25 protein-coding genes are annotated in these 22,759 nt (G+C 73.4%); 12 read left to right on the top strand and 13 right to left on the bottom strand.

Annotated features, from left to right (window positions below; translation table 11 throughout):
- Nucleotides 1-4 precede the first annotated feature (4 nt).
- Nucleotides 5-1,447, bottom strand: a complete 1,443-nt coding sequence (locus ACLQ27_RS29275) for a hypothetical protein (RefSeq protein ID WP_357573400.1) — start codon at nt 1,445-1,447, stop codon at nt 5-7.
- 127 nt (nt 1,448-1,574) lie between these two features.
- On the opposite strand from ACLQ27_RS29275, the gene ndhC reads away from it, so the two are divergent.
- Entirely contained in the window at nt 1,575-1,952 is a 378-nt protein-coding gene (gene ndhC / locus ACLQ27_RS29270; RefSeq protein WP_234584320.1) for an NADH-quinone oxidoreductase subunit A, read from the top strand.
- Between the two features lie 70 nt (nt 1,953-2,022).
- On the opposite strand, the gene folP is transcribed toward ndhC, so the two are convergent.
- Entirely contained in the window at nt 2,023-2,892 is an 870-nt protein-coding gene (gene folP, locus ACLQ27_RS29265) for a dihydropteroate synthase (RefSeq protein ID WP_357573399.1), read from the bottom strand.
- Between the two features lie 151 nt (nt 2,893-3,043).
- On the opposite strand from folP, the gene ACLQ27_RS29260 reads away from it, so the two are divergent.
- Together ACLQ27_RS29260 and ACLQ27_RS29255 are read left to right on the top strand one after the other, a co-directional pair.
- Nucleotides 3,044-3,709: a DivIVA domain-containing protein gene (locus ACLQ27_RS29260; protein WP_425869750.1), complete on the top strand. Its 666-nt coding sequence runs from the start codon at nt 3,044-3,046 to the stop codon at nt 3,707-3,709.
- Nucleotides 3,706-4,203 carry an SRPBCC family protein gene (locus ACLQ27_RS29255; protein ID WP_357573397.1) on the top strand — a complete coding sequence of 166 codons (498 nt, stop codon included), beginning with the start codon at nt 3,706-3,708 and terminating at the stop codon, nt 4,201-4,203. The genes ACLQ27_RS29260 and ACLQ27_RS29255 overlap by 4 nt, the downstream gene beginning before the upstream one ends.
- Here the strand turns inward: ACLQ27_RS29255 and ACLQ27_RS29250 are convergent.
- On the bottom strand, nt 4,148-5,041 hold the full coding sequence (locus ACLQ27_RS29250) for a sterol desaturase family protein (RefSeq protein WP_357573396.1): 894 nt from the start codon (nt 5,039-5,041) through the stop codon (nt 4,148-4,150). The two genes, ACLQ27_RS29255 and ACLQ27_RS29250, sit on opposite strands and share 56 nt — an antisense overlap.
- 138 nt (nt 5,042-5,179) lie before the next feature.
- Here ACLQ27_RS29250 and ACLQ27_RS29245 point away from each other — a divergent pair, with 138 nt between their 5' ends.
- Together ACLQ27_RS29245 and ACLQ27_RS29240 are read left to right on the top strand one after the other, a co-directional pair.
- On the top strand, nt 5,180-5,749 hold the full coding sequence (locus tag ACLQ27_RS29245) for a DNA-3-methyladenine glycosylase I (protein WP_357490725.1): 570 nt from the start codon (nt 5,180-5,182) through the stop codon (nt 5,747-5,749).
- Nucleotides 5,750-5,774: 25 nt separating this feature from the next.
- A complete protein-coding gene (locus ACLQ27_RS29240; RefSeq protein ID WP_357573395.1) occupies nt 5,775-6,398 on the top strand; it encodes a hypothetical protein in 624 nt (207 codons plus the stop codon).
- Here ACLQ27_RS29240 and ACLQ27_RS29235 read toward each other — a convergent pair.
- Genes ACLQ27_RS29235 through ACLQ27_RS29220 form a run of 4 tightly spaced genes read right to left on the bottom strand, consistent with a single transcriptional unit; the run spans nt 6,395 to nt 10,625 of the window.
- Nucleotides 6,395-7,636 (bottom strand): DUF1501 domain-containing protein, encoded by a 1,242-nt coding sequence (locus ACLQ27_RS29235; protein WP_357573394.1) that lies wholly within the window; start codon nt 7,634-7,636, stop codon nt 6,395-6,397. The two genes, ACLQ27_RS29240 and ACLQ27_RS29235, sit on opposite strands and share 4 nt — an antisense overlap.
- A 16-nt stretch (nt 7,637-7,652) precedes the next feature.
- Nucleotides 7,653-8,951, bottom strand: coding sequence for a DUF1800 domain-containing protein (locus ACLQ27_RS29230; RefSeq protein ID WP_425869747.1), 1,299 nt, complete (start codon nt 8,949-8,951; stop codon nt 7,653-7,655).
- Nucleotides 8,952-9,010: 59 nt separating this feature from the next.
- Nucleotides 9,011-9,802: an enoyl-CoA hydratase-related protein gene (locus tag ACLQ27_RS29225; protein WP_234584328.1), complete on the bottom strand. Its 792-nt coding sequence runs from the start codon at nt 9,800-9,802 to the stop codon at nt 9,011-9,013.
- Nucleotides 9,803-9,806: 4 nt separating this feature from the next.
- On the bottom strand, nt 9,807-10,625 hold the full coding sequence (locus ACLQ27_RS29220; protein ID WP_007455243.1) for a PaaX family transcriptional regulator: 819 nt from the start codon (nt 10,623-10,625) through the stop codon (nt 9,807-9,809).
- 190 nt (nt 10,626-10,815) lie between these two features.
- On the opposite strand from ACLQ27_RS29220, the gene ACLQ27_RS29215 reads away from it, so the two are divergent.
- Both ACLQ27_RS29215 and ACLQ27_RS29210 read left to right on the top strand, forming a co-directional pair.
- Nucleotides 10,816-10,983, top strand: a complete 168-nt coding sequence (locus ACLQ27_RS29215) for a DUF3117 domain-containing protein (protein ID WP_007455245.1) — start codon at nt 10,816-10,818, stop codon at nt 10,981-10,983.
- A gap of 148 nt (nt 10,984-11,131) precedes the next feature.
- The gene (locus ACLQ27_RS29210; RefSeq protein WP_357573392.1) at nt 11,132-12,607 is read left to right on the top strand and encodes a leucyl aminopeptidase family protein; all 1,476 of its coding nucleotides are present in this window, start codon (nt 11,132-11,134) and stop codon (nt 12,605-12,607) included.
- A gap of 3 nt (nt 12,608-12,610) precedes the next feature.
- On the opposite strand, the gene ACLQ27_RS29205 is transcribed toward ACLQ27_RS29210, so the two are convergent.
- Nucleotides 12,611-13,198: an O-methyltransferase gene (locus tag ACLQ27_RS29205; protein WP_234584332.1), complete on the bottom strand. Its 588-nt coding sequence runs from the start codon at nt 13,196-13,198 to the stop codon at nt 12,611-12,613.
- 296 nt (nt 13,199-13,494) lie between these two features.
- On the opposite strand from ACLQ27_RS29205, the gene ACLQ27_RS29200 reads away from it, so the two are divergent.
- Both ACLQ27_RS29200 and ACLQ27_RS29195 read left to right on the top strand, forming a co-directional pair.
- A complete protein-coding gene (locus ACLQ27_RS29200; protein ID WP_425869743.1) occupies nt 13,495-14,826 on the top strand; it encodes a S1C family serine protease in 1,332 nt (443 codons plus the stop codon).
- Between the two features lie 76 nt (nt 14,827-14,902).
- Nucleotides 14,903-15,325: a preprotein translocase subunit TatB gene (locus ACLQ27_RS29195; protein WP_234584334.1), complete on the top strand. Its 423-nt coding sequence runs from the start codon at nt 14,903-14,905 to the stop codon at nt 15,323-15,325.
- Nucleotides 15,326-15,395: 70 nt separating this feature from the next.
- On the opposite strand, the gene ACLQ27_RS29190 is transcribed toward ACLQ27_RS29195, so the two are convergent.
- The 3 genes from ACLQ27_RS29190 to ACLQ27_RS29180 form a co-directional block, all read right to left on the bottom strand.
- Entirely contained in the window at nt 15,396-16,544 is a 1,149-nt protein-coding gene (locus tag ACLQ27_RS29190; protein ID WP_234584335.1) for an Mrp/NBP35 family ATP-binding protein, read from the bottom strand.
- A gap of 87 nt (nt 16,545-16,631) precedes the next feature.
- The gene (locus ACLQ27_RS29185) at nt 16,632-17,258 is read right to left on the bottom strand and encodes a DUF1003 domain-containing protein (protein WP_234584336.1); all 627 of its coding nucleotides are present in this window, start codon (nt 17,256-17,258) and stop codon (nt 16,632-16,634) included.
- Nucleotides 17,251-18,537, bottom strand: coding sequence for a magnesium transporter MgtE N-terminal domain-containing protein (locus tag ACLQ27_RS29180; protein ID WP_234584337.1), 1,287 nt, complete (start codon nt 18,535-18,537; stop codon nt 17,251-17,253). The genes ACLQ27_RS29185 and ACLQ27_RS29180 overlap by 8 nt, the downstream gene beginning before the upstream one ends.
- A gap of 33 nt (nt 18,538-18,570) precedes the next feature.
- Here ACLQ27_RS29180 and ACLQ27_RS29175 point away from each other — a divergent pair, with 33 nt between their 5' ends.
- A complete protein-coding gene (locus ACLQ27_RS29175; RefSeq protein WP_234584338.1) occupies nt 18,571-19,446 on the top strand; it encodes a PhzF family phenazine biosynthesis protein in 876 nt (291 codons plus the stop codon).
- Between the two features lie 12 nt (nt 19,447-19,458).
- Entirely contained in the window at nt 19,459-19,989 is a 531-nt protein-coding gene (locus ACLQ27_RS29170; RefSeq protein ID WP_234584339.1) for a hypothetical protein, read from the top strand.
- 17 nt (nt 19,990-20,006) lie between these two features.
- Here the strand turns inward: ACLQ27_RS29170 and ACLQ27_RS29165 are convergent, their stop codons facing one another.
- Complete coding sequence (locus ACLQ27_RS29165) at nt 20,007-20,732, bottom strand: HAD family hydrolase (protein ID WP_425869741.1); 726 nt, start codon at nt 20,730-20,732, stop codon at nt 20,007-20,009.
- 97 nt (nt 20,733-20,829) lie between these two features.
- On the opposite strand from ACLQ27_RS29165, the gene ACLQ27_RS29160 reads away from it, so the two are divergent.
- Entirely contained in the window at nt 20,830-21,798 is a 969-nt protein-coding gene (locus tag ACLQ27_RS29160) for a DMT family transporter (protein ID WP_425869739.1), read from the top strand.
- 6 nt (nt 21,799-21,804) lie between these two features.
- Here ACLQ27_RS29160 and ACLQ27_RS29155 read toward each other — a convergent pair whose 3' ends face one another.
- The gene (locus ACLQ27_RS29155) at nt 21,805-22,449 is read right to left on the bottom strand and encodes a hypothetical protein (RefSeq protein WP_425869738.1); all 645 of its coding nucleotides are present in this window, start codon (nt 22,447-22,449) and stop codon (nt 21,805-21,807) included.
- Nucleotides 22,450-22,759 lie beyond the last annotated feature (310 nt).

Here is a 22,759-nt window from a genome sequence, read left to right as displayed (position 1 = left end):
TCGGTCATTCGGTGGGCGGAGCCGTGGGCTCTGCCGGCGGCCCGCCGAGGCGGCGGCGCAGCGAGGTGGTCGCCAGCGTGAGGGCCAGCACCACCAGCAGCGCGGAGACCGCGATCAGGATGACCGCGGTCCGCTGCACCGAGGACATGCCGCCGTCGTCGTCGGTGGTCGCGCCCGCCGGGAGTACGCCCTGCGAGCCGGTCGGCGCGGGCGGCGAGACGACAGGCGTGGCCATCGCGGCGGCCGCGGTGATGCGGAAGCTCATCTGCACCCGCCGGGTCGCGCCGTTGCGCGGGTCGAGTTGACCGATCACCGCTCCGGACAGCGGCGCCTCCCGCTGGGCCTGCGGAGTCGCCTCCACCGGCAGCCGCAGCTCGCGGGTCTCGCCGGCCGACAGCAGGCCCGCGTCGCACCGGGTGCGGGACGCCTCGACCGGCAGGCAACCCGCCGGTGGGGTCGGCACGTTCACCCCGGCCGGCAGGATCACCTCCACCAGGCCGGCGGCGTCCACCGTGCCGGTGTTGACCAGCCGCACCGCGAGGGTGCTCGCCGCGCCGCTGATGTCGAACGCGACCTCGTCGGCGGCCAGCGAGATGCCGGGCACCGGCGGGCCGGGTGGGAACAGCACCGCGAAGCCCTGGTCGTCGGCCACCTCGCCGGACACCCCCGGCGCGTCCGCGACGACCCGCACGGAGCCACTGAGCGGCATCCGCTCCCAGGCGTCGCCGGCGACCCGCAGCCGGATCAGGCTGCTGAACCGGACGCCCGCCTCGGCCGTCCAGGCACCGCACTGGTACGCGTCGCCGCCCGCTGCGGCGCACCCCTTCGTTCCGGCGTCGCTCAGCCCGGCCGGCAGGGTGTACGAGAGCCGGACGCGCTGCGCTGCGGTGCCGGTGTTCGCCACGGTGACCCGCAGCGTGGTGGTGGTGCTGGCCGCGTTCCAGTACGCCTCGGGCAGGGTGACGTCCTCGGTGGTCACCTGCACGCCGAGCGGGCTCGGCACCGGCGCCGGCGTGCCACCCGGCGCGGGCGGCTGAACCGGGGGAGGCGGCGGCCCGGGCGTCGGTGGTCGCGTGCTGCCCCCCGGTGCGGGAGCGGTGGTGGTGGGCGGCGGCACGTTCGGCGGGGTGGTCGGCGGAGGCGCCGGGGGCGTCGTCTCCGGCGGCGGCGCGGTGGTCTCCGGGGCCGGGTCGGTAGGTGCGGGATCGCCGCCCGGATCCTCGGTGGGGGTGGGCTCCTGGGCCGGGGTGGTCTCCGGGTCCGGATCGGGATCGGGCGCCGACTCCGTCACGGCGGCGATCGGGTGGGTGTGCGGCACCGCCGCGCTGGCGAGGGCCGGAGCGCCCGCGAGCGCCGCGAGCAGCCCGAGCGCGAGCGACGCCGCCAGCAGGGGCGCGGGATGTCGCCCCGCAGCCCGGCGTTCGGGCGATACCTTCACGCGGGCCATCTGTCCTCCGGTGCCATGGGTGGAAGTCCAATGTTCGTAACAGTTGTCTCAGTGCACTAGTCCCACGCGGAAACAAATCCGTAACGTGTTTGGGACGGCCTGTCCGTCTGGGCGGTAGGCTCCCGATGTGACCGGTTACCTGGGCTCGTACGCGACGCTCGGGCTCTTGCTGCTCGCCAGTGTCCTGTTCTTTGTGACGGCGTTCTCGGCCAACCGGGTGTTACGTCCCGCCCGTCCGGCCGACCCGTTCGGCAAGCGGACCAGCTACGAGTGCGGGCTCGACCCGGTCGGCGCCGACTGGGCGCAGATGCAGATCCGCTACTACGTGTACGCGTACCTGTACGTGCTGTTCGCGGTCGAGGCGGTGTTCCTCTTCCCGTGGGCGGTGGTCTTCGACCGGCCGGGCTTCGGCCTGGTCACGGTGGTGGAGATGGCGGTGTTCGTGGCGGTGCTCGCCCTCGGCATCCTCTACGCCTGGCGTAGGAACATCCTGCGCTGGACCTGAGCGCCCCGTCCTCCGGCGATCGTGCCGCTCCGCCGACCGTTCACGGTGGTCGCCGCACCGACCGGACGACTCAGGCCAGACCCCGCCGGGTCGCCGCGGGCGGTCGGTCGCCGCGGATCGAGGCGACCATGTCCAGCACCCGACGGGTGGGCCCGACCTGGTGGGCCCGGAACACCCGAGCGCCCAACCAGGCGGAGACCGCCGTCGCGGCGAGCGTGCCCTCCAGCCGCTCGGCCACCGGCAGGTCCAGCGTCTCGCCGACGAAGTCCTTGTTGGAGAGCGCCACCAGCACCGGCCAGCCGGTCGCGGTCAGCTCGTCCAACCGGCGGGTGATCTCCAGGGAGTGCCGGGTGTTCTTGCCGAAGTCGTGCGCCGGGTCGATGAGGATGCCGTCGGGGCGTACCCCCGCCGCCACCGCGCGCTCGGCGAGCCCGGTAACCGTCTCGACCACGTCGGCGACCACGTCGTCGAAGGCGGCCCGGTGCGGCCGGGTCCGGGGGACCAGCCCGCCGGCGTGCGAGCAGACCAGGCCGGCGCCGGTGCTCGCCGCGACCCGGGCGAGCGCCGGGTCGGCGCCCGACCAGGTGTCGTTGAGCAGGTCCGCGCCGGCTGCCACGGCCTCCGTCGCCACCTCGGCACGCCAGGTGTCGATGGAGATCACCACCTCCGGGAACGCGGCCCGTACGGCGGCGATGGTGTCCACGGTGCGGCGGATCTCCTCCGCCACGTCCACCTCGGCGCCCGGTCCCGCCTTGACCCCGCCGATGTCGATGATCGCCGCGCCCTCGTCGACCGCCCGCTCGACGGCACGCAGCGCGCTGTCGGCGGCGAAGGTGGCGCCCCGGTCGAAGAACGAGTCCGGTGTGCGGTTGACGATGGCCATCACCACCAGCTCACCCGGGGCGAACGTCCGCCCACCAAGCCGAAGTGCCCCGGCCATCACGCCTCCCGACTGTCCGCACCGTCGCCGCCGCTCCGGCCGCCACCGACGCTAGCGGGTCGGCCGGCCGGTGCGCGGGGCGGGCGTGGGCGTCGATCGCGATCGGGGTGGTGGGGTCGCTCCCAGCCGCCTGTCGTGCCACGATCAGTGCATGGGTCAGCTTCTGCTCCTCCTGGTCGTGGCATTGACGGTCGCGGCGGTCGTTTTCGGCGTGACGGTGTTGGTCAGTGGCCGGGATCCCGGCCTCGCGCCGACCGAACCGGATTCGCAGGCCATCCCGCTGCCCGGCACCCGACCACTGCGGGAATCCGATGTTGGCGCGGTCCGGTTCGACACCGGTTTGCGCGGGTACCGGATGGCCCAGGTCGACCAGGCGATGCGCCGTGCCGCCTACGACATCGGCTACAAGTCCGAGCTGATCGGCGTGCTGGAGTCGGAGGTCATCGCGTTGCGTGAGGGCCGCATCGACGACGCGGACGCGCTGCGCCAGGCCCGCGAGCAGGCCGCGACGGCGGTGCCGGCCGCGGCCACCGCGGAGTCGGATGCGGACGGATCGCCGGCCGACGCCGTGCCCGCTCCCACCTCGTCGGCTGCCGATTCGGACGGCGTCGCACCGGGGGACAGCGAGCCGACCGACCGCACGCCTACCGACAGCGAGCCAACCGCCCACAAGCCGGCGGACGGCGAACCGACTGACCGCGAGCCGGCCGCTGACGAGCCGGCCGCTGACGAGCCGGCCGCTGACGAGCCGGCCGCTGACCAGCGGGCCGGTGGCGCCGGGCAGCACGGCGCGGTGGTCCGGTCGGAGTCGGCGTGACCGGTCCGGAGGGCGCCGACGATCTTCAGGAGGCGGCGCAACCCGGTGCCGGTGAGGTGACCGCCACCGTCATCGTCAACGCTCCGGCGGCCCGGGTCTTCGCCGCGTTGCTCGCCTGGGAACGACAGTCGGACTGGATCCCGTTCACGCAGGTCCGGGTCGTCGAGGGCGACGGGCGCGAGGGCAGCCGGATCGAGGCGGTGACCGCGCTCGGCCGGGCGACACTGCGCGACGAGATGCGGGTGGTCCGGGTCGACGAGCCGTACGAGATCGGCGTCGTGCACCACGGCCAGGTGCTACGCGGCCCGGGTGTCCTGCGGTGCACCGCACTCGGCGAGGCCCGCACCCAGGTCGTCTGGCACGAGTGGTTCCACCTGCCGGGCGGCCGGGCCGGCCGGCTGGCGTGGCCGGTGCTCTGGCCCGGCTCCAAGCTGGGCCTCACCCAGGCGCTGAAGAGGTTCGCCCGTCTGGTCGAGCAGGGCCGACTGCCCTGACCACGCCCGGCGCCGGCTGCCAGCCCGGCGCGCGGAGGAGATGCCCCAGGCGGTGCCGCCACGTCCCGGCGGCGCGCAGGTCCCGGGCGATCGAGACGTACTCGTGGAAGGCCACGCGCACCGGGTTGTAACTGCCCACGTTCTTGGTCAGGCCGTAGACGCAGCGCTCCCGCTCCGCCGCGAAGGAGCCGAACAGCCGGTCCCAGGCGATCAGGATGCCGCCGAAGTTGCGGTCCAGGTAGCCGCCCTGGGAGGCGTGGTGGACGCGATGGTGCGACGGGGTGTTGAAGACGAACTCGTACCAGCGTGGCATCTTCTCGATGCGCTCGGTGTGGATCCAGAACTGGTAGAGCAGGTTGACCGAACCGCAGAACGCGACGACCGCCGGGTGTACGCCGGCCAGGATCAGCGGGACGTAGAAGACCCAACTGGTCAGCCCGGTCCACGGCTGCCGCAGCGCGGTGGAGAGGTTGAACCGCTGCGACGAGTGGTGCACCACGTGCGAGGCCCAGAGGATCCGGATGACGTGGTGGCCCCGGTGTGACCAGTAGTAGCAGAAGTCCTGCGCCAGCAGGATCAGCGGCCAACTCCACCAGATGTCGGCGATCCGCAGCGGGGTGAGCGCGTAGAGCAGCGCGTACGCGGCGGCGATCGGCACCTTCCAGAGCAGGTCCGTGAAGACGCTGCCGAGCCCCATCGCCAGGCTCGTCGCGGTGTCCGCGCCGCCGTAGCCGACCTCGTCGTCGTCGCGGTGCAGCAGGTAGGAGACCCGTTCCAGCACGATGAGCAGCAGGAAGGCCGGGATCGACCAGGCGATGACGTCCGGAAATTCCTTCATCGCGCCGCCTCCACTCGCCGTCGTCGGCCGGGGACGCCCCGCTGGGTGACCCCGACCTACCGGTCGGTAACAAGCACGATAGGCAGTGGAGCGGCAGGTGGCAATGGGCTGTCGGTGCGATGGCCTAGCGTGTGCGACGTGAGTGACCTGGTGATCGGCGCCGACGGGCTGGCCCGCTGCGCCTGGGGGGCGAGCACCCCGGACTACGCCGTCTACCACGACACCGAGTGGGGGCGGCCGCTGCGCGGCGACGACGCACTCTACGAGCGGATGACCCTGGAGGCGTTCCAGTCCGGCCTGTCCTGGCTGACCATCCTGCGCAAACGCCCGGCGTTCCGGTTGGCCTTCGACGAGTTCCACCTCGCCACCGTGGCCGGCTACGGCGAGGCCGACGTGACCCGGCTGCTCGCCGACGCCGGCATCGTCCGCAACCGGGCCAAGATCGAGGCGGCGATCGCCAACGCCCGCGCCGCCCTGGAACTGCCCGACGGGCTGTCCACGCTGCTCTGGTCGTTCGCTCCGGAGCGCCGGCCGGCCCGCCCCGCCTCGTTCGCCGAGCTGGCGCCGATCACCCCGGAGTCGACGGCGATGGCCAAGGCGCTCAAGAAGCGCGGCTTCCGGTTCGTCGGCCCCACCACCGCGTACGCCCTCATGCAGGCCACCGGGATGGTCGACGATCACATCGTCGGCTGTCACGTCACCCGCTGACCGGCGGCGTGATGGGATGGCAGGCATGACGACCGAGACCGCGTACCGGGCCGGTGCGGCCGGCAACACCGACGGGCCGGGCACCTGGGCCGTGCTGCTGCCCCCGGAGCGCTACGAGGCAGAGCGGCTCGTGCACCACGACTCGCTGGAGCTGACCGGGCTGACCGACGTCGGTCGTCCCGGCCCCGGTGACCGGGTGGCGGTGCTGGCCGACGCGCCGCCGCGACTGGTGGCCCTCGGCCGGGTCACCGCGCCGACGCAGCGGCACTCCGAGGATCCGGACGATCCGCAGTCCGACATCGAGCCGGGGACGCTCGTCGTGACGTACACCCGCAGGGCCTTCGACGAGCCGGTGCCGACCGACCTGCTCACCCTCGACGGGCCGGTCACCGCACTGGAGCCGGCCGCCTTCCGGGCGTTGGCCGACCGGCTCGGCCCGCCCCCGGCGCGGCGCACCTGGCTGGTCAGCCTCGACCTGCCGATCGAGGCCGGCACGCCGGCCGAGGCGGTGCGTCTGTTCTGGTCGTACGTGCAGGAGTTGGGGCCGCGCGAGCTGCCGGCGTTCGTGTCACCGGCCGGCGACGAACTCGCCATGCAGGCGTTCGTGCTGGGCGCGGAGGCCAACCAGGACCCGGAAGAGGACGACTAGAACAGCTTGTCGAGGCGTCCCCGCCAGTCGGCCAGCACCGGCCCCGGGTCGGTGTCCAGGACCCGTTCCAGCAGCGTGGCGTAGACGTCCCGGAAGTCCGTGGTGTATTTCAGGTCGCCATCGTCGAGGTCGGTGAGGCTGGGCGCGTCCCCGTGCCAGCCGCCGCGCACTCCCGCGCCGAGCAGCAGCATGTCGGAGGCGGTGCCGTGGTCGGTGCCGTCCGAGGCGTTGGCCTTCACCCGGCGGCCGAACTCGGAGTAGACCGCCACCACCACCTTGCGGCCCGCCTCGGTGCGACTCATCCGGTCGGCGAACGCGGTCAACGCCCGGTCCACCTGCCCCAGCAGGACGGCCTGCAACTGCTTCTCGTCGGCGTGCGTGTCGAAGCCGCCCAGCGACACCGAGAAGACCCGCGTGGACACGTTCGCCTCGACACACTGCGCGACCAGGTCCAGTTGGGCGTCCAGCGGGGTTCGTGCCCCGCCGGTGGCCGTGGCGGGCGCCTGCTCGCCGTCCGGGTCGTCCGCCTCCGTGGCGGCGGAGTCGCGTACCTGGTGGATCATCTCGTCCACCGACCGCAGGTCGGCGAAGCAGGCGGCGGCTCTCGCCCGTGCGGCTGACTCACCCGGCTCGGCCGCTTCGAACGCGGTGAGCGTCTCCGCCGGCAGGCCCTTGGTGGCCTTGCGGTCGGTCACCGGCACGGCAGCGCCCGCGCTGCGCGCCCCGGCCAGCAGCGGCGGCAACGCCGGCTCGAACGACACGGCCAGCCGGGGGTCGCCGCCCGTCCCGTCCAGCCAGCGGCCGAGCCAGCCGGTGTTGCCCGGCCGGTCGGGCTGCGCCGTGTGCCAGATGTCCATCGACCGGAAGTGGCTGCGGTCCGGCTTCGGGTAGCCGACCCCGCGCACGATCGCGAGCCCACCGCCCGACCAGCGCTGGTGCAGCCCGGCCAGCGCCGGGTTGAGGGCGAAGTCGTCGTCGAGCCGCCGCACCTCGCCGTCGGGGTACGCCAGCTCCGGGCGGGCCGCCCGGTAGGCCGGGTCGCCGTACGGGATGACGGTGTTCAGGCCGTCGTTGCCGCCGTAGAGGGTGACCAGCACCAGCGTGCGGGACTGCGGATCACGGTCTCCGGCGGTGTCCAGGAGGTCCCGCAGGCCGTACGCGCCGGCACCGGCGGCCAGCGCGCCCGCGCCGACCACCCCGCTGGTGAGCAGGAACCTGCGTCGGGTCAGGGTGTCCACTTCTCGACTCCTCCGCTCAGCTGACGGTGTATTCGGGGCTGACCAGCCCGGCGGCCAGCAGCTTGCGCGGCTCGCCGGCCAACGGTGTGAGGGCGGCCCGGGTGCGGGCGCCCCAGCCGTAGACGACCAGCAGTCGGGCCAGCGCGTCCGGCCGGCCGGCGACGGGCGCGGCGGTCAGCCGGGCCAGCACCGCCGGGGTGGCCGCCGCGGCCAGCATCCCGGCCATCCGGAGCCGGGCCTGCAACGACGAGGTGGTCAGCCATGCGGCGCCGGCCGGCCAGCCGCCCACGCTGGGCGGCCGCAGCGGCACCTGGTCCAGCGCGTTCAGACCGGAGAGCAGTTGCTTGCGCTGCTGCTCGGGCAGGGCGGAGGGCCGGACGCCGAGCTGTCGCAGCGCACCGACCATCCACTCCACCGGCTGCTTCACGAGGGTGCCCCGGGTCTGGGCGAAGGCCGGCGACGTGAACAGCGCGCGCAGGGTGGCGACGCTGTCCGCGCCGGCCAGGCCGTCCGGCGCCGGGACGTCGGTGCCGGCGTAGCGGAACCAGAGCCGCCCGGCAACGAACGTCGCCGCCGTCGGCTGGGTGGCCAGCAGCCCGGCGTACGCCTCGGCGTCGAAGCGGCCGGTCTGTCCCAGGATCGTCTTCTCCCCGGGGTCGTGCCGTTTGGCCTCCAGACGGGCGACGCCGGTGCGCCGGTCCACCACCCAGCCGGTCAACGCCCGCGCGCCGGCCTTCACGTCGGCCTCGGTGTAGCCGCCGATGCCGAGAGTGAACAGCTCCATCAGCTCGCGCGCCAGGTTCTCGTTCGGCGCCTTGCGGGTGTTCTTCTGCCCGTCCAGCCAGATGATCAGGGCCGGGTCGCGCACCATCGCGGCGACCAGCGGGGCCAGCGGCCCGCGCCCGTGGCGGCGCAGGGTCTCCAACTGGCCCAGCATCACGCGCGCCGACTTGACTTTCTGCGCGCTTGTCGCCCAGTGCCCGTGCCAGAAGAAGAGCAGCTTCTCGGTCAGCCCGTCCTCGGCGGCGACCATCCGGTCCAGCCACCAGAGGGTCACCTGCTGGAGCTGCTCGCGGCGCTGGGCGTTGGCCTTCTGACGCTCTTCGCGGGTGGATTCCTTGGTCAGCGCGGCGTACGGGTCCGGGGGCAGCGTCGGCGGTGGGGTGGCCGCCGCGCCCCGGTCGGCCCCTTTCGGGGCGAGCAGGTTGTCCAGGGTCGCCGCCGGCCCAACCCGCTCGGCCGCGTCCACCTCGTCGGCGGTCGGCCCGAAGGTGGCCCGCCGCAGCAGGTGCGCCACCGCTTCACGATCGCTCATGCGGCCCGACGCTAGGCGGCCCGCGTACGAGGACGGTAAGGGCGGGGTGCGAATCGCGTTCAGTGTCCCTCGAAGACCGGTTTCTGCTTGGCGACGAACGCGAGGGTGGCCGCCCGGTGGTCGGCGGTGGCGCCGCAGATCGCCTGAGCCTGCGCCTCGGCCGAGAGGGCGTCGGCGAGCGTGCCGGCGTCGGCGATCGAGAGCTGCCGCTTGATGGCCCCGTACGCGACGGTGGGGCCGGCGGCGAGCCGGGCGGCCAGGTCCTGCGCGACAGGCAGCACCTGCTCGTCGTCGTCCGTCAGTCGGGTGATCAGCCCCAGCCGGCAGGCCTCCTCGGCGCGGACCGGCTCGGCCAGCATCAGCAGCTCCACGGCCTTGGCGTGACCGACCAGCCGGGGCAGCGTCCAGGAGGCGCCGGTGTCGGCGGCGAGGCCGACCTTGGCGAAGGCCATCAGGAAGCTGGTGCTCGGGCCGCCGATCCGGATGTCGGCGAGGAAGGCCAACGACGCGCCGGCGCCGGCGGCCATTCCGCGGACCGCTGCGACCACCGGCTTGGGCAGGTTGGCCAGCCGGGCGGCGATCGGGTTGTAGTGCGCCCGCACGGTGTCCAGCGGCGGGCCGGAGGAGTTGCCCAGGGTGGCCACGTGCTCGCGCAGGTCCTGCCCGGCGCTGAACGCTCCACCGGCCCCGGCCAGCACGACCGCCCGGCAGGACCGGTCGGTCTCCAGCTCGGCCAGCGTGTCCCGCAGGGCCTCCTTGAGCGCCAGGTCGAGCGCGTTCATCGCCTGCGGCCGGTTGAGGGTGAGGGTGACGACGGCGTCGGTCCGGTCGACGAGCAACGGCTCGGTCACGTGTCTAACGACCCTTCTGTCGAACGATGCGGTTGCCGGCGTCGAGGCACTGCTCGACGTACCGGTCGGCGGCCGGACGCAGGCGGGCCGCGTGCCGGTCGAAGAAGCTGGCGGCGGCGGTGCCGGGCCAGCGCTCGGGCAGCAGCGCGGGGGGCAGCTGCGGGTCCCGGAACAGGAAGGTACGCCACGCGTGCACCAGCCGGAATCGGGCCGCGTACGCCTCCTCGTCGCTGCTGCGCACGGTGACCGCGCCGAGGAGGGGGCGCTGGTCGGCGACGAACCGCTCGTACGCGCGGCCGATCTCGGCCAGGTCCCAGGCGCGGCGGACGACGCCCATCGCACCGGGGGTGCCGGAGAAGTGCGAGGCCGTGAACCGCTCGAACCGGATGCCGGCCTCGGCGAGCAACAGGTCGACGTCCTCGGCGGGCCGGGTGGCCACCCAGGTCTGCTCGTCGAGCGTGCCGTAGCCGAGGAAGCTGAGGGTGGCGGCGAGTCGTTGCCGGTCCCGCCGGGAACCCGGGGCGTCGAGCACGAGCAGATCGAAGCGCCCGTCCCAGGTGACCCGGCCGGTTCGGTAGATCCGGGCCGCCGCCTCGTCGAGTCGTCGGGCGGCTTTTGGTGTGATCGAATATCCCGGTCCGGAGGCCAGCCGGAGCGGGTCGAGCCAGCCTTGACGCACCATCCGGGACACGGCGGTGCGAACGGCGGGCGGCGCGATTCCCAACGGCGCCAGTAGCTTGACCAGGGCGGCGACCGGTGCCCGGCCACCCCTCGGCCGGAGGTGGTCGCCGTACAGGTCGAAGAGTGCCGACCGTGCCTGCATGACCGCACATTGTGACAGGCCTTCTCAAGATAAGCTAGATGCTGTTACATCAATGCTGCTCCGGTTTGGGTCCGGCGGTGTTCATCAGGGAAAATCGTCTGTCGACACCCCCGCGAGAGTTGCGGGAGGTCGTGACGAAGTGGCTGTGGGGCAACCCACCGACCCTGGTGTAGGTCTGAGGGGAGACAACATGGCGGCGATGAAGCCGCGGACGGGCGACGGTCCGCTGGAAGTCACCAAGGAGGGTCGGGGCATCGTCATGCGGGTCCCGCTGGAGGGCGGTGGCCGGCTCGTCGTCGAGATGACTCCCGACGAGGCCAACGCGCTCGGTGACGCGTTGAAGGCAGCCGCCGGCTGAGTGAGGAGCGACCCGGACGGCGTACGCCGCTCGGAGCGTTTCTTGGACCCTGAGCCACCGGGATCGCCGGTGGCTCAGGGTCTTCATCGGTGTGGGCGGGCGATGGCCCGGTCCCACTCTGCGACATTTCCTGGAGGTGCGGTTCCGCGTGCTCGCCATCCGTCCGCTTGCCGAGCCCGATCGGCTCGACGTCCTCGTCCTGCCCGTCCGCCCCACCGATCCGGCGGCGGGAGGTGACGCCCCGGCGGAGTTGGCGCCCACCGCCGTGACGCCGCCGGACGGCACCGCCGAGGAGGCTGCCGCGCTGGTGCCGGTGGCCCGAGTGAGCGGCCGGGCCGGTGAGATCGCCACCCACCTGCGCCCAGGGCGCAGCCCCGGTCGGCTGGTGCTGCTCGGTATCGGCGACGGCGGAGAGTCGTCCTGGCGGGCTGCCGGCGCTGCTCTGGCCCGCTCCGCGTCCGATGAGACGCAGATCACTATCGCGCTGCCGGCCGAGGTGACCTCCGAGGCGGTCCGTGGGTTGACCGAGGGGCTGCTGCTCGCCTCGTACCGGTTCCGGCTGACCGAGGCCGGCGACCCGCCCGCGCTCACCGGCGTCGACCTGCTTCTCGACGACCCGGAGGCGTACGAGAGCACCGTGGCCACCGCGCGGACCACCGCCGCGATGACCCGCCTCGCCCGCGATCTGACCAACACCCCCTCCTCGGTGAAGACCCCGCAGTGGTTCGCCGACCAGGTGGCCTCCGCAGCCGCCGACCTGCCGGACGTGCGCCTGACGGTGCGTGGCCCGGCTGAGCTGGCCGCGGAGGGCTTCGGTGGGATCCTCGCCGTCGGCGGCGGCTCGGCCAGCGGGCCGCGGCTGGTCGAGGTGGACTGGCACCCCGCGAACGCGCGCACCCACGTGGTGCTGATCGGCAAGGGCATCACCTTCGACACCGGCGGCATCTCGATCAAACCGGTGCCGGCGATGAAGCTGATGCGCAAGGACATGGCCGGCGCGGCGGCGGTCGTCGCCGCCACCCTCGGCGCGGCGGCGCTGCGCCTGCCGGTCCGCGTCACCACCCTGGCCCCGCTCGCCGAGAACATGGTCAGCGGCTCGGCGTTCCGCCCGGGCGACGTGATCCGGCACTACGACGGGACGACCAGCGAGACGACCAACTCCGACGCGGAGGGCCGGCTGGTCCTCGCCGACGCGCTGGCGTACGCGGTGCGGCAGCTCAAGCCCGACCTGCTGATCGACCTGGCCACCCTCACCGGCGCCAACGCCGTGGCGCTGGGCAAGCGCACCGCGGCCCTCTACAGCGAGAACGACGACCTCGCCGCCGACCTGCTGACCGCGATCGAGGCGGCCGGCGAGGCGGCCTGGCGGATGCCGCTGCACACCGACTACGTCGAGTACCTGGGCAGCGAGATCGCCGATCTCTACAGCGCGCCCGCCCAGGGCGCCGGATCGGTGACGGCCGCGCTCTACCTGCGCGAGTTCACCGGCGACCTGCGGGACCGCTGGCTGCACCTGGACATGTCCGCCCCGTCCTGGGCGGACGGCGACCAGGCCGAGCTCACCCGCGGTGCGACGGGCTGGGGCGTCCGCTCGCTGCTGCGCTGGCTGGCCGCCGTCGACTGACCGTCAGCACTTCACGGCGGCGAGCACCCCGTGCCCGACCGGGAGCAGCGCGGGAATCCAGTGCTCCGACTCCCGGACCGCCTTGATCGTTTCGCGGACCGTTACCGTCTCCGCGTCCCGGGCGGCCGGGTCACCGATCCGACCGTGCGCGAGCATGCCGTTGAGCGCGAGCACGCCGCCCGGGCGCAGCAGTCGCAGCGCCGCCTCCACGCAGGCGTGGAAGCCGGTCGCCTCGGCGTCGACGAAGACCAGGTCGTACGCCCCGTCGGCGAGCCGCGGCAGCACGTCCAGCGCGCGACCGGTGATGATCCGGGTGCGGCCGGCGGCGAAGCCCGCCTCGGTGAAGATCCGCCGGGCGATCCGCTGGTGCTCCACCTCCACGTCGATGGTGGTGAGCACGCCGTCGGCGCGCATGCCTCGCAGCAGCCAGACGCCGCTCACGCCCGTGCCGGTGCCGATCTCCACCACCGCGCGGGCGTTGCCGGCCGCGGCCAGCAGCCGCAGCGCCGCCCCCGCTCCGGGGGTGACCGCGTCGAGGCCCACCTCGTGGGCCAGGCTGCGGGCGGTCCGTAGGACGAGATCCTCGGTCACGTACGACTCGGCGAACTGCTGAGCCTGGGTCGTCGAACTGCCGGAACCGGCGACCGTGGCGATGGGGCACCTCCGGGCGGTGCGTGGTGCGGGGGCGGGTTGGCACTGTGAGCGTAGAGGCGACCCGACCGAGGCGCAGCCGCGCCTCCGTCCCCTCGCGATCGCCGGGGGCAACCGCTGACTCCACCGCGCGCATCCGTGCAATCCTGGAAGCGGTATTCCGTCAGCCTCGACCGCGCCGAACCGTGGCCGGGCGACGCCGCGCGGGATCCGGGGATGGACTGGGAGGCACCGACGTGACCGACGGCTGGGATTGGCGCCGGGGCGGTGAGACTCCGGCTCCGGCGAGCCCGCCCGGGGCAGGAGCCCCGCCGGCGGGGGCGCCGACCACGCCGGGGAGCGACACCGCGCCTGCGGCTGCGGCCGGCGCGTCGCCCTGGTGGTCCGACGCGCTCGGTGATCCGTGGCGTGATCCGGCGACGCCCGCCGCAGTGGTGGTGCCGGGGGTGGTGGCGGCCGGCACCGAGCCCGAACCGGTCACCGACCCGGACGCGCCGGGTCGACCGACGCTGCGTCACCTGCTGCTCATACCGGTGATCACCGCGCTGCTGGCGGGCACCCTCGGTGGCGCGCTGGGCTACGCGTTCGCGGTCCGTGGTGGCGCCGCCGGCACGGTGCTCGGCGCGCAGGCCGCGGAGCCGCCCGCGCTGGCCCAGCGCAAGCCGGAGTCACTTGCCGGAGTCGCCGAACGTGTCCTGCCCAGCGTGGTCACCGTCCGGGTGAGCAGCCTGGGCGGGACCAGCGAGGGCTCCGGCTTCATCGCCAGCGCCGACGGTCATGTGATCACCAACGACCACGTGGTGTCCGGCAGCAGCGGCAAGGCCTCGGTGATCTTCAACGACGGCACCTCCGCCCCGGCGACAGTCGTCGGTCAGGACCCGGAGTCCGACATCGCGGTGATCAAGGTGAACCGGACAGGGCTGCGACCGGTGGAGTTCGGCGATTCCGACGCGCTGGCCGTCGGCGACCCGGTGCTCGCCATCGGCTCGCCCCTGTCGCTGGCCAACACGGTCACCGCCGGCATCGTGAGCGCCCTGGACCGGACGATGCAGGCCGGTGAGCCGGGTGGCCCGGTGCGCTACTACGCGGCCATCCAGACCGACGCCGCGGTCAACCACGGCAACTCCGGCGGCCCGCTCGTCGACGGCGCCGGGCGGGTGGTCGGGGTCAACTCCACGATCAAGTCGCTGGTGGCCGAGGGCCAGGAGGCCGGCAACATCGGGCTCGCCTTCGCCATCCCGATCAACCAGGCCAAGCGGGTCACCCAGGACATCATCGGCACCGGCAAGGCCCGGCGTACGGTCATCGGCGCCCAGGTCGGTGGCCCCGGGGCGGGTGCCAACGGCGGCGTCCGGCTGGCCGCCGTGGAGCCTTCCGGGCCGGCGGCCGGTGCCGGGCTGAAGGTCGGCGACGTGATCCTGAAGCTCAACGGCCGGCCGATGACCGAGCCGACCGACCTGATCGCCCTGGTCCGCAAGTTCGCTCCGGGTTCGGTGGTGACTGTCGAGTTCCGGCGGGGTGCCGCTCGGCAGAACACGTCGGTGACCCTCGCCGCGGATGCCAAGTGAACAGCGGGTCACCCCCTGCCGGAAAGCCGTCCGACGTGCGTAGTCTTGCTGCTGACGCCGAGAGGAGGCCCACGGGATGTTCGAGAACCTGAACATGTGGGAAGTCGGGGCGCTGCTGCTCCTGGCGCTGTTGATCTTTGGTGACCGGCTGCCTGCCGTGATCAACGACGGCCTGCGGATGGTGCGCAATCTGCGCAACATGGCCCGCAACGCCACCGGCGACCTCAGTCGCGAGCTGGGCACCGACATCCAGCTCGAGGATCTGCACCCGAAGGCCTTCATCCGCAAGCACCTCCTCAGCGAGGAGGACGAGGCGGCGATCCGCAAGCCCATGCAGGGCGTCTACGACAACCTGCGCGCGGACGTCAGCGGCGTGCACAACGAGCTGAAGGACGTGGCCAACGCCGTGGACCCCCGCGCGAACGGCTCCCGGCCCGGCACGGCCACCGGCGCCTCGCCGGCACCGGCTCCCCGGCCCAGCTACGACGACGCCACCTGACTCGTACGGCACAGCGACGACAACGCCCCGCAGGCCCGAGTGGGCCGGCGGGGCGTCGTCGATCGGGGGGTCAGCGCCCGGCCGGCTTGAGGCCGAGCGGCTTGCCGAGCAGCGACTCGCGGCGCAGCGCGAGCCGGTCGGCGATCGTGCCGAGCGCCTGCGCGGCCGGGGACTCCGGCTCGGCCAGCACGATCGGGTTGCCGGCGTCGCCGGCCTCGCGGACCCGGGTGTCCAGCGGGATCTGACCGAGCAGCGGCACCTGGGCGCCGATGGTCCGGCTCAGCGACTCGGCGACGGCCGTGCCACCGCCGGCGCCGAAGACCTCCATTCGGGAGCCGTCCGGCAGCTCCAGCCAGGACATGTTCTCGATGACGCCGACCACCCGCTGGTGGGTCTGCAGGGCGATCGCACCCGCCCGCTCGGCCACCTCGGCGGCGGCGGTCTGCGGGGTGGTCACGATCAGGATCTCCGAGTTGGGCAGCAACTGGGCCAGCGAGATGGCCACGTCGCCGGTGCCCGGGGGCAGGTCGAGCAGGAGCACGTCCAGGTCGCCCCAGTAGACGTCGGCCAGGAACTGCTGCAACGCCCGGTGCAGCATCGGGCCGCGCCACACCACTGCCGCGTTGCCCGAGGTGAACATGCCGATCGAGATGACCTTCACGCCGTGCGACTGCGGCGGCATGATCATGTCTTCGACGCGGGTCGGCCGGCCGTCCGCGCCGAGCATCCGCGGCACCGAGTGCCCGTAGATGTCGGCGTCGACCACGCCCACGGAGAGCCCACGGGCGGCGAGCGCCGCCGCCAGGTTGACAGTCACGCTGGACTTGCCGACACCACCCTTGCCGCTGGCCACCGCGTACACCCGGGTGCGCGAGCCGGGCTGGGCGAACGGGATGACCGGCTCCTCGCTGGCGCCGCCGCCGCGCAGCTGCGACTGCAGCGACTGCCGCTGCTCGGGGCTCATCACACCGAAGTCGATCTCCACGCCGGTCACGCTGGGGACCGCCGCCACGGCAGCGGTGATGTCCGTGCGCAGCTTGTCCTTGAGCGGGCAGCCGGCGACGGTGAGCAGCAGCTCGACCCGTACGACGCCGTCGGCGCCGATCGTGGCGGAGCGGACCATGCCCAGCTCGGTGATGGGCCGGCGGATCTCCGGGTCGTTGACGGTGGCCAGGGCGGCCTGGATCGCGTCCTCGACGGTGCTCACGGGTGCTGACATGCCCGCAATGCTACGTCGCGGGGCATCCGCTCCGACCGCTGGCCGACGGTGGTGTGAGCCATACGATTACCGAACCCGACCCGCTGATCAGCGGTCGGGCCGGGCGTCGCGGGCGAAATCCCCGTCCAGGTCGTCGCGGGGCTCGTCCAGACCCAGGCCGTCGGTCGCGCGCTGCGCGCGCCGCTCCTGCTGGCTGTCCTTCTCCTGCTGCCGGCGCTCCAGGCGTTGCCGGCGCTGCCCCGCCTCATCCAGCTCCTCGGCCAGCCGGGTCAGCTCGGAACGCAGGAAGTCGCGGGTGGCCACCTCGCCGAGCGCGATCCGCAGCGCGGCGATCTCCCGGGCCAGGTACTCGGTGTCCGCCTTCTGGGCGGTGGCCCGCCGCCGGTCCTCCTCCAGCGCCAGGCGGTCCCGGTCGGCCTGCCGGTTCTGGGCCAGCAGGATCAGCGGCGCGGCGTAGCTGGCCTGCAACGACAACACCAGCGTGAGGAACGTGAAGGTGTACGGGTCGAAGCGCAGCTCGGCCGGGGCGAGGGTGTTCCAGCCGAACCAGATCGCGATCACCACGGTCATGACGACGATGAAGTTCGCGGTGCCCATGCCCCGGGCGATGCCCTCCGACCAGCGACCGAACGCCTCCGCGTCGAACCGGGGGAGTTTGATGCCCCGGGGCTCGCGGGGCTGGTCGAGCCGCTCCGTGCGCCGCTGCTCAGCCACCGTCGCCGTCCAGCACCGCGTCGGAGGTGCCCGGGGCGGCCAGGGCGTCCCGGTCGCGCCAGTCCCGGGGCAGCGAGTGGTCCAGTACGTCGTCGACGGTCACGGCGCCGACCAGCCGGTTGCTCCGGTCGATCACCGGCATGGCGACGAGGTCGTAGGTGGCCATCCGGCGGGTGATCTCCGGCAGTGGGGTGGTGGGACGCAGCGGGTCGATGTCGTTGACCACCACCTTGCCCAGCAGGTCGGCCGGCGGTTCACGCAGCAACGCCTGGAAGTGCACCATGCCCAGGTAGCGGCCGGTCGGGGTGTTCTGCGGGGCCCGGGTCACGAAGACCTGGGCGGCGATGGCGGGGGAGAGCTGCGGCTCCCGGATCCGTGCCAGCGCCTCGGCGACCGTGGCGTCCGGCGGCAGGATGACCGGCTCCGAGGTCATCACGCTGCCCGCCGTGCCCGGGGTGTACTTGAGCAGCTGCCGGACCGGGTCGGCCTCGTCCGGCTCCATCAGGTCCAGCAGCACGTCCTGCTCCGGTGGGGGCAGCTCGTTGAGCAGGTCCGCCGCGTCGTCCGGGTCCATCTCCTCCAGCACGTCCGCGGCCCGTTCCCGGTCCAGCGCGGCGAGGATCTCCACCTGGTCGTGCTCCGGCAGCTCGCTGAGCACGTCGGCCAGCCGCTCGTCGTTCAACGCCGCCGCAACCTCGTTGCGCCGCGCGTCGGGCAGGTCCTGCAGCGCGTTGGCCAGGTCGGCCGGGCGCATGTCCTCCAGGACGGCGAGCAGGTTCGCCGTACCCCGGTTGTCGGCGATGCCGCTGAGCCCGCGTACCCGGTCCCAGTCGACCTGGTGCAGGTGGCCGCGGCGGCTGAGCCGGCCGGTCTGCTCGCGGACCGCGACCCGGCTGAGCGACCATTCGCCGCCGCGCGTGCACTCCATCGCGACGTCCACCACCGCGCCGGGCTGGCCGCCCGGTTCGAGCTGTACGCGCCGGTCCAGCAGCTCCTGGAGCACCAGCAGCTCGTTCGGGCGCTTCTCGAAGCGCCGCAGGTTGAGGGTGCCGGAGCCGAGGACCACCGCGTCCGCGTCGATCGAGGTGATGCGGTTGATGGACAGGAAGATCCGTCGGCGCATCGGCATCTCGGCGACGAGACCCACCACCTCGGGGGGCCGCTTGGTCGCCCGCAGCCGTGCCACGGCGTCACGAACCCGCCCCACCTGGTCGCCGTTCGGATCGAAGACGGCGACTCCGGCGAGACGGGCGATGTAGACCCGGGTCGGCGTGCTCACGGGCACCAGCCTAAGCGCCTAGTGTTTATCAACATGTCGACCTTGGCCTACGAGATCGTTGACGTCTTCACCGACCGCCCGTTCGCCGGCAACCCGCTGGCCGTGGTGTTCGGTGCGGAGGCGTTGGCCACCGAGCAAATGCAGGCGCTCGCGCTGGAGTTCAACCTCTCCGAGACGGTGTTCGTGCTGCCGCCGACGCAGGTGGGGGCCACCTACCGGGCCCGCATCTTCACGCCGGCCGAGGAGTTGCCGTTCGCCGGGCACCCGAGTGTCGGCGCGGCGGTCACCGCGAGTCGGCGCGGGATGTTCGGTGTGGGGCAGGTCACCCAGGAGTGTGGCGCGGGTGTGCTGCCGATCGAGGTGACCGCGACCGGCGCGACGCTCACCGGAGGCAGCCCCACCCTCGGTCCCGAGCTGGATCCGGAGCCGTTGCTGGAGATCGCCGGGCTGGTCGCGGACGACCATGACCAGGCCGGACCCGCCCCACGGGTGGCCGGCTGCGGGCTGGAGTTCCCCTACCTGCCGGTCCGTCCGGAAGCGGTGGCCAGGGCGCGGGTGAACCCGGCGGCGGCGGAACGGTACGGGGTGGCGCACGTCAGCGTCTTCTCCTGGGACGCCGGCACGCAAACCGCGCACGCCCGGGTCTTCGTGCCGGGGCTCGGCGTTCCGGAGGACCCGGCGACCGGCTCGGCGGCGCTCGGGCTCGGAGTCTGGCTGGTGGCGACCGGCCTGCTGCCGGGCGATGGCCTGGCGCACTACGCGGTGCGCCAGGGCATCGAGATGAACCGTCCCTCCGCGCTGGCCTGCACGGTGACCGCGGCGAACGGTGTGGCAGTCGGCGCGACAGTCGCCGGTCAGGTGATGCCGGTGGCCCGGGGCGAGATCGCCGTGCCGCCGTTCGTGGGCTGACCGACGGTGCCGATGCGGGAGAATGCCTGTGTGACGGACGAGAATGCCTCCGCTGGCACGCCGCTGGTCGACGAGGCGATGAAGAAGGCCGCGGTGGCCTGGGTCAGCGTGTCCGGTGGCCCGGCGCTCGCGCTCTGGTGCGCGCCGCTGGAGGGTGCGCTCCTGGTGGTGAGCGGGCCGGGCGAGCAGGCCGCGCCGGGGCTGGCCGACGCGACCGAGGCGCAGGTCACCCTGCGCGGCGACCACGGAGGGCGGATCGTCACCTGGCCGGCCCGGGTGACCCGGCTGGCACCGGGCACCGACGAGTGGGACACCACCGCGCCGCTGGTGGCTGCCAAGCGCCTGAACGCGCCCGGCCCGACCGCCGATCTGGTGGCCCGCTGGGCCGCCGAGGGTTGCGCGGTGAACCGACTCGTCCCGGCCGGTGAGCCGCTGACCGGCGCCGGCCTGCCGTCCGACGCGCAGGCCGAGCAGCCTCGGGAGACTCCGGCGGTCCGCGCCACCCGCAAGCCGTTCCGCCTGCACCGGGTCCGCCGCCGCTGACCACGGGCCCGGCTCGGTCAGGCCGCCGGACCGCCCGCGCCGACGGCAGCGACTCCGGCGACGGTGCCCACCAGGTCGAGCACCTCGCGCAGGGTGCCCAGCGTGCGGCCGCGCCACTCCCGGTCCGCGTTGAACACCATGTGCTCGGCCAGGTCGGGCGCGGCCAGCCGGACGGCAGTCATCCCGGCCCGTTCGGCACCGGTCAACTCCTGGCTGCCGCCGTCGCCCACGTACAGGCACTCGTGCGGCGCGAGCCCGAGCCGACCACACGCGGTCAGGTAGAGCGCCGCGTCCGGCTTGCAGCGTCCGACCTGCACGGAGAAGACCCGCACGTCGAGCAGGGGCGCGATCGGGAGCTGCGGCAGGAACGCCGGCAGTTCGTGCGTACAGTCGCTGACCACGCCGGTGCGCAGGCCGCGCTGCCGCAGCGCCGCCAGCACGGGCACGGCGTCGGCCCGCAGCCGGGTGTCCGCGCGGATCGCGCGGTGCCGGGACGCCACCGCCGCCCGCAGCGCGCTGTCACTCGGGTGTACGCCCGCCTGGCCGCACACCCACCGCAGGGTCGCCTCGGCGTTGCCGAGCCGGCCGGTGGCCCGCTCGTAGTAGGTGCGATTGAGCACCTCGCTAAGTGTCTCGGTGGGGCAGCCGAGCAGTTCCGCGGTGCCGAGGTGCGCGGCGCCGCGCTGGACCGAACGGGTCAGCGTGCCGAAGAAGTCGAACAGCACCGCCTGGAAGTCGGGCATGGGGGAGCGCCTCCGCGCGGTCGAGGGTCGTCGGCGCGAACGCGCGTGATCGTAACGGAGTGCTGACGGTCCGTGTTGCCCGCGATTCGTGTGACCATTGCTTCCCGTGCCCCCTGGATCTCCCCGCCCGCCGCTGGATCCGCTGACCACCGGCGCGGTCGGCCTGGCAGTTGTCGCCGTGTCGTCGTCCGCGCCGCTGATCGCGTACGCCGCCGCTCCCGCGCTGGCCATCGCCTTCTGGCGCAACCTGCTCGCGGTGGCCGTGCTGAGCCCGTTCTCGCTGGCCCGGCGCCGCGCCGAGTTCCGCGCGTTGGCGAGCCGGGCCGGCCGGCGGGAGGGCCTGTTCTGCGTACTCTCCGGGGTCGCGCTGGCCGGGCACTTCGCGACCTGGGTGCCGAGCGCCCAGCTCACCTCGGTCGCCGCGGCTACCGCGCTGGGTGCCACGCAGCCGGTCTGGCAGGGGCTGATCGCCCGGGCCCAGGGGCGGCGGCTGCCCACTGTGGTGTGGGTCGGCATCGCGGTGGCCGTCGGCGGCGCGGTGATCGCCACCGGGGCGGACGTGGGCATCTCCGGCCGAGCCGTCGTCGGTGACCTGCTGGCGGTGACCGGCGGCATGTTCGCCGCCGTCTACACCGCCTTCGGTGAACGGGCCCGCGCCAGCATCAGCACCACCACCTACACGACCATCTGCTACGGCATCTGCGCGTCGATCCTGCTGGTGATCTGCCTGGTCGGCGGGGTCCGGATGACCGGCTTCGACACTCGGACCTGGCTGGCGATCCTGGCCCTGGTGGCGGGCGCCCAGCTGCTCGGGCACTCGATGTTCAACTACGCCCTGAAGAAGATCGCCGCGACCACTGTGAGCGTGCTGATCCTGCTGGAGGCCCCTGGCGCGGCCCTTCTCGGTTGGGCCTGGCTGCACCAGGTGCCCGGCCCGTACGCGCTGCTGGGCATGGCGGTGCTGCTGGTCGGGGTCGTCGTGGTGGTGGTGGGCGGTGCCCGCGCGGGCCGCCGCGCCACGCCGCCCACCCCGCTCCCGGCCGACGCCGCCCCGCTGGAGAGCTGACCGCTCTCACAGGTACGGCGCGAAGTGCTCCTGCACCACGTCGGTCAGCTCCTCGCCGCCGAGCGTGCCGTCGACCCGGATCACCCGTACGCCCAGCCGTTTCGCCTGCGCCGCCGCGTCGTCCGCCACCAGTTCGTCGCGTGCCCACCGGTTGCGCAGCGCCCTTCCCGGGTCGCTGACCCCGGCGGGGACCGCCCGCGCCCGCGGCAGTCGGGCGATCTGCTGGGCACGGAACTCGGCGGTGGGCACCAGCACCACCATCTGCCGTACCGATTCGACGACCGGTGCCACCAGTTCGGGGCGCAGTCCCCAGCCCTCGGCCACCATGCGGTGGCCGGGAACGAGGGCGCTCAGGTCGTCCATGACCCAGTCGAAGCGGCGGGGGAAACTCGCGAGCGTGTCGGCGGCCATCCGGGCCGGGTCGGTGCGGACCCAGGTGGTGTCCGGGTCGGGTCCGGCGGGCGGTTCGCCCCGCCGGACCCGGTCGGCGACCCGCCGGTCGTCGTGGCCGCGGGCGTCGTGTCGGTCGTAGAGGTACGTGGTCAGTCCGTGTCGCAGGGTCAGGTTCACGGCGACCGTGGACTTGCCGGCCCACTGCCCACCGCCGATCCAGAGGGCCTGCCGGGCGGTGGCTGTCGCATCGAAATCCATGCCTCGACCCTGGCCCTCGAACAGTCCAAGATCAAGTCTTGTTCCGGCCCACCACCACGTGATGAAGTAGGGGAAGAGGGGATCTCTGCCTCCGCGCGGCGCTCAGCTGGTTGCCCTACGCCCAACCCGGCTTGCCCTTCCCCGGCCTGCTTCACGCGGCCCGCGCGGTCCGCTTTGCGCGGCCCGGCCGCGAAGCGCGTGCTGAACAGATCTTGGACAGTTTCCGTTAGCCAGGCGGGCTCAACCGGTGGTTGCAACACCGAGTAGCTGGGCCATTTTCTCACCGGGGGTGGCCCAGCCGAGGGTCATG

Origin of the sequence: Micromonospora sp. DT63, assembly GCF_049841615.1 — a bacterium.
In the GTDB taxonomy this organism is placed as follows: Bacteria; Actinomycetota; Actinomycetes; order Mycobacteriales; family Micromonosporaceae; genus Micromonospora.
This window is presented reverse-complemented; position numbering and strand designations above follow the sequence as displayed.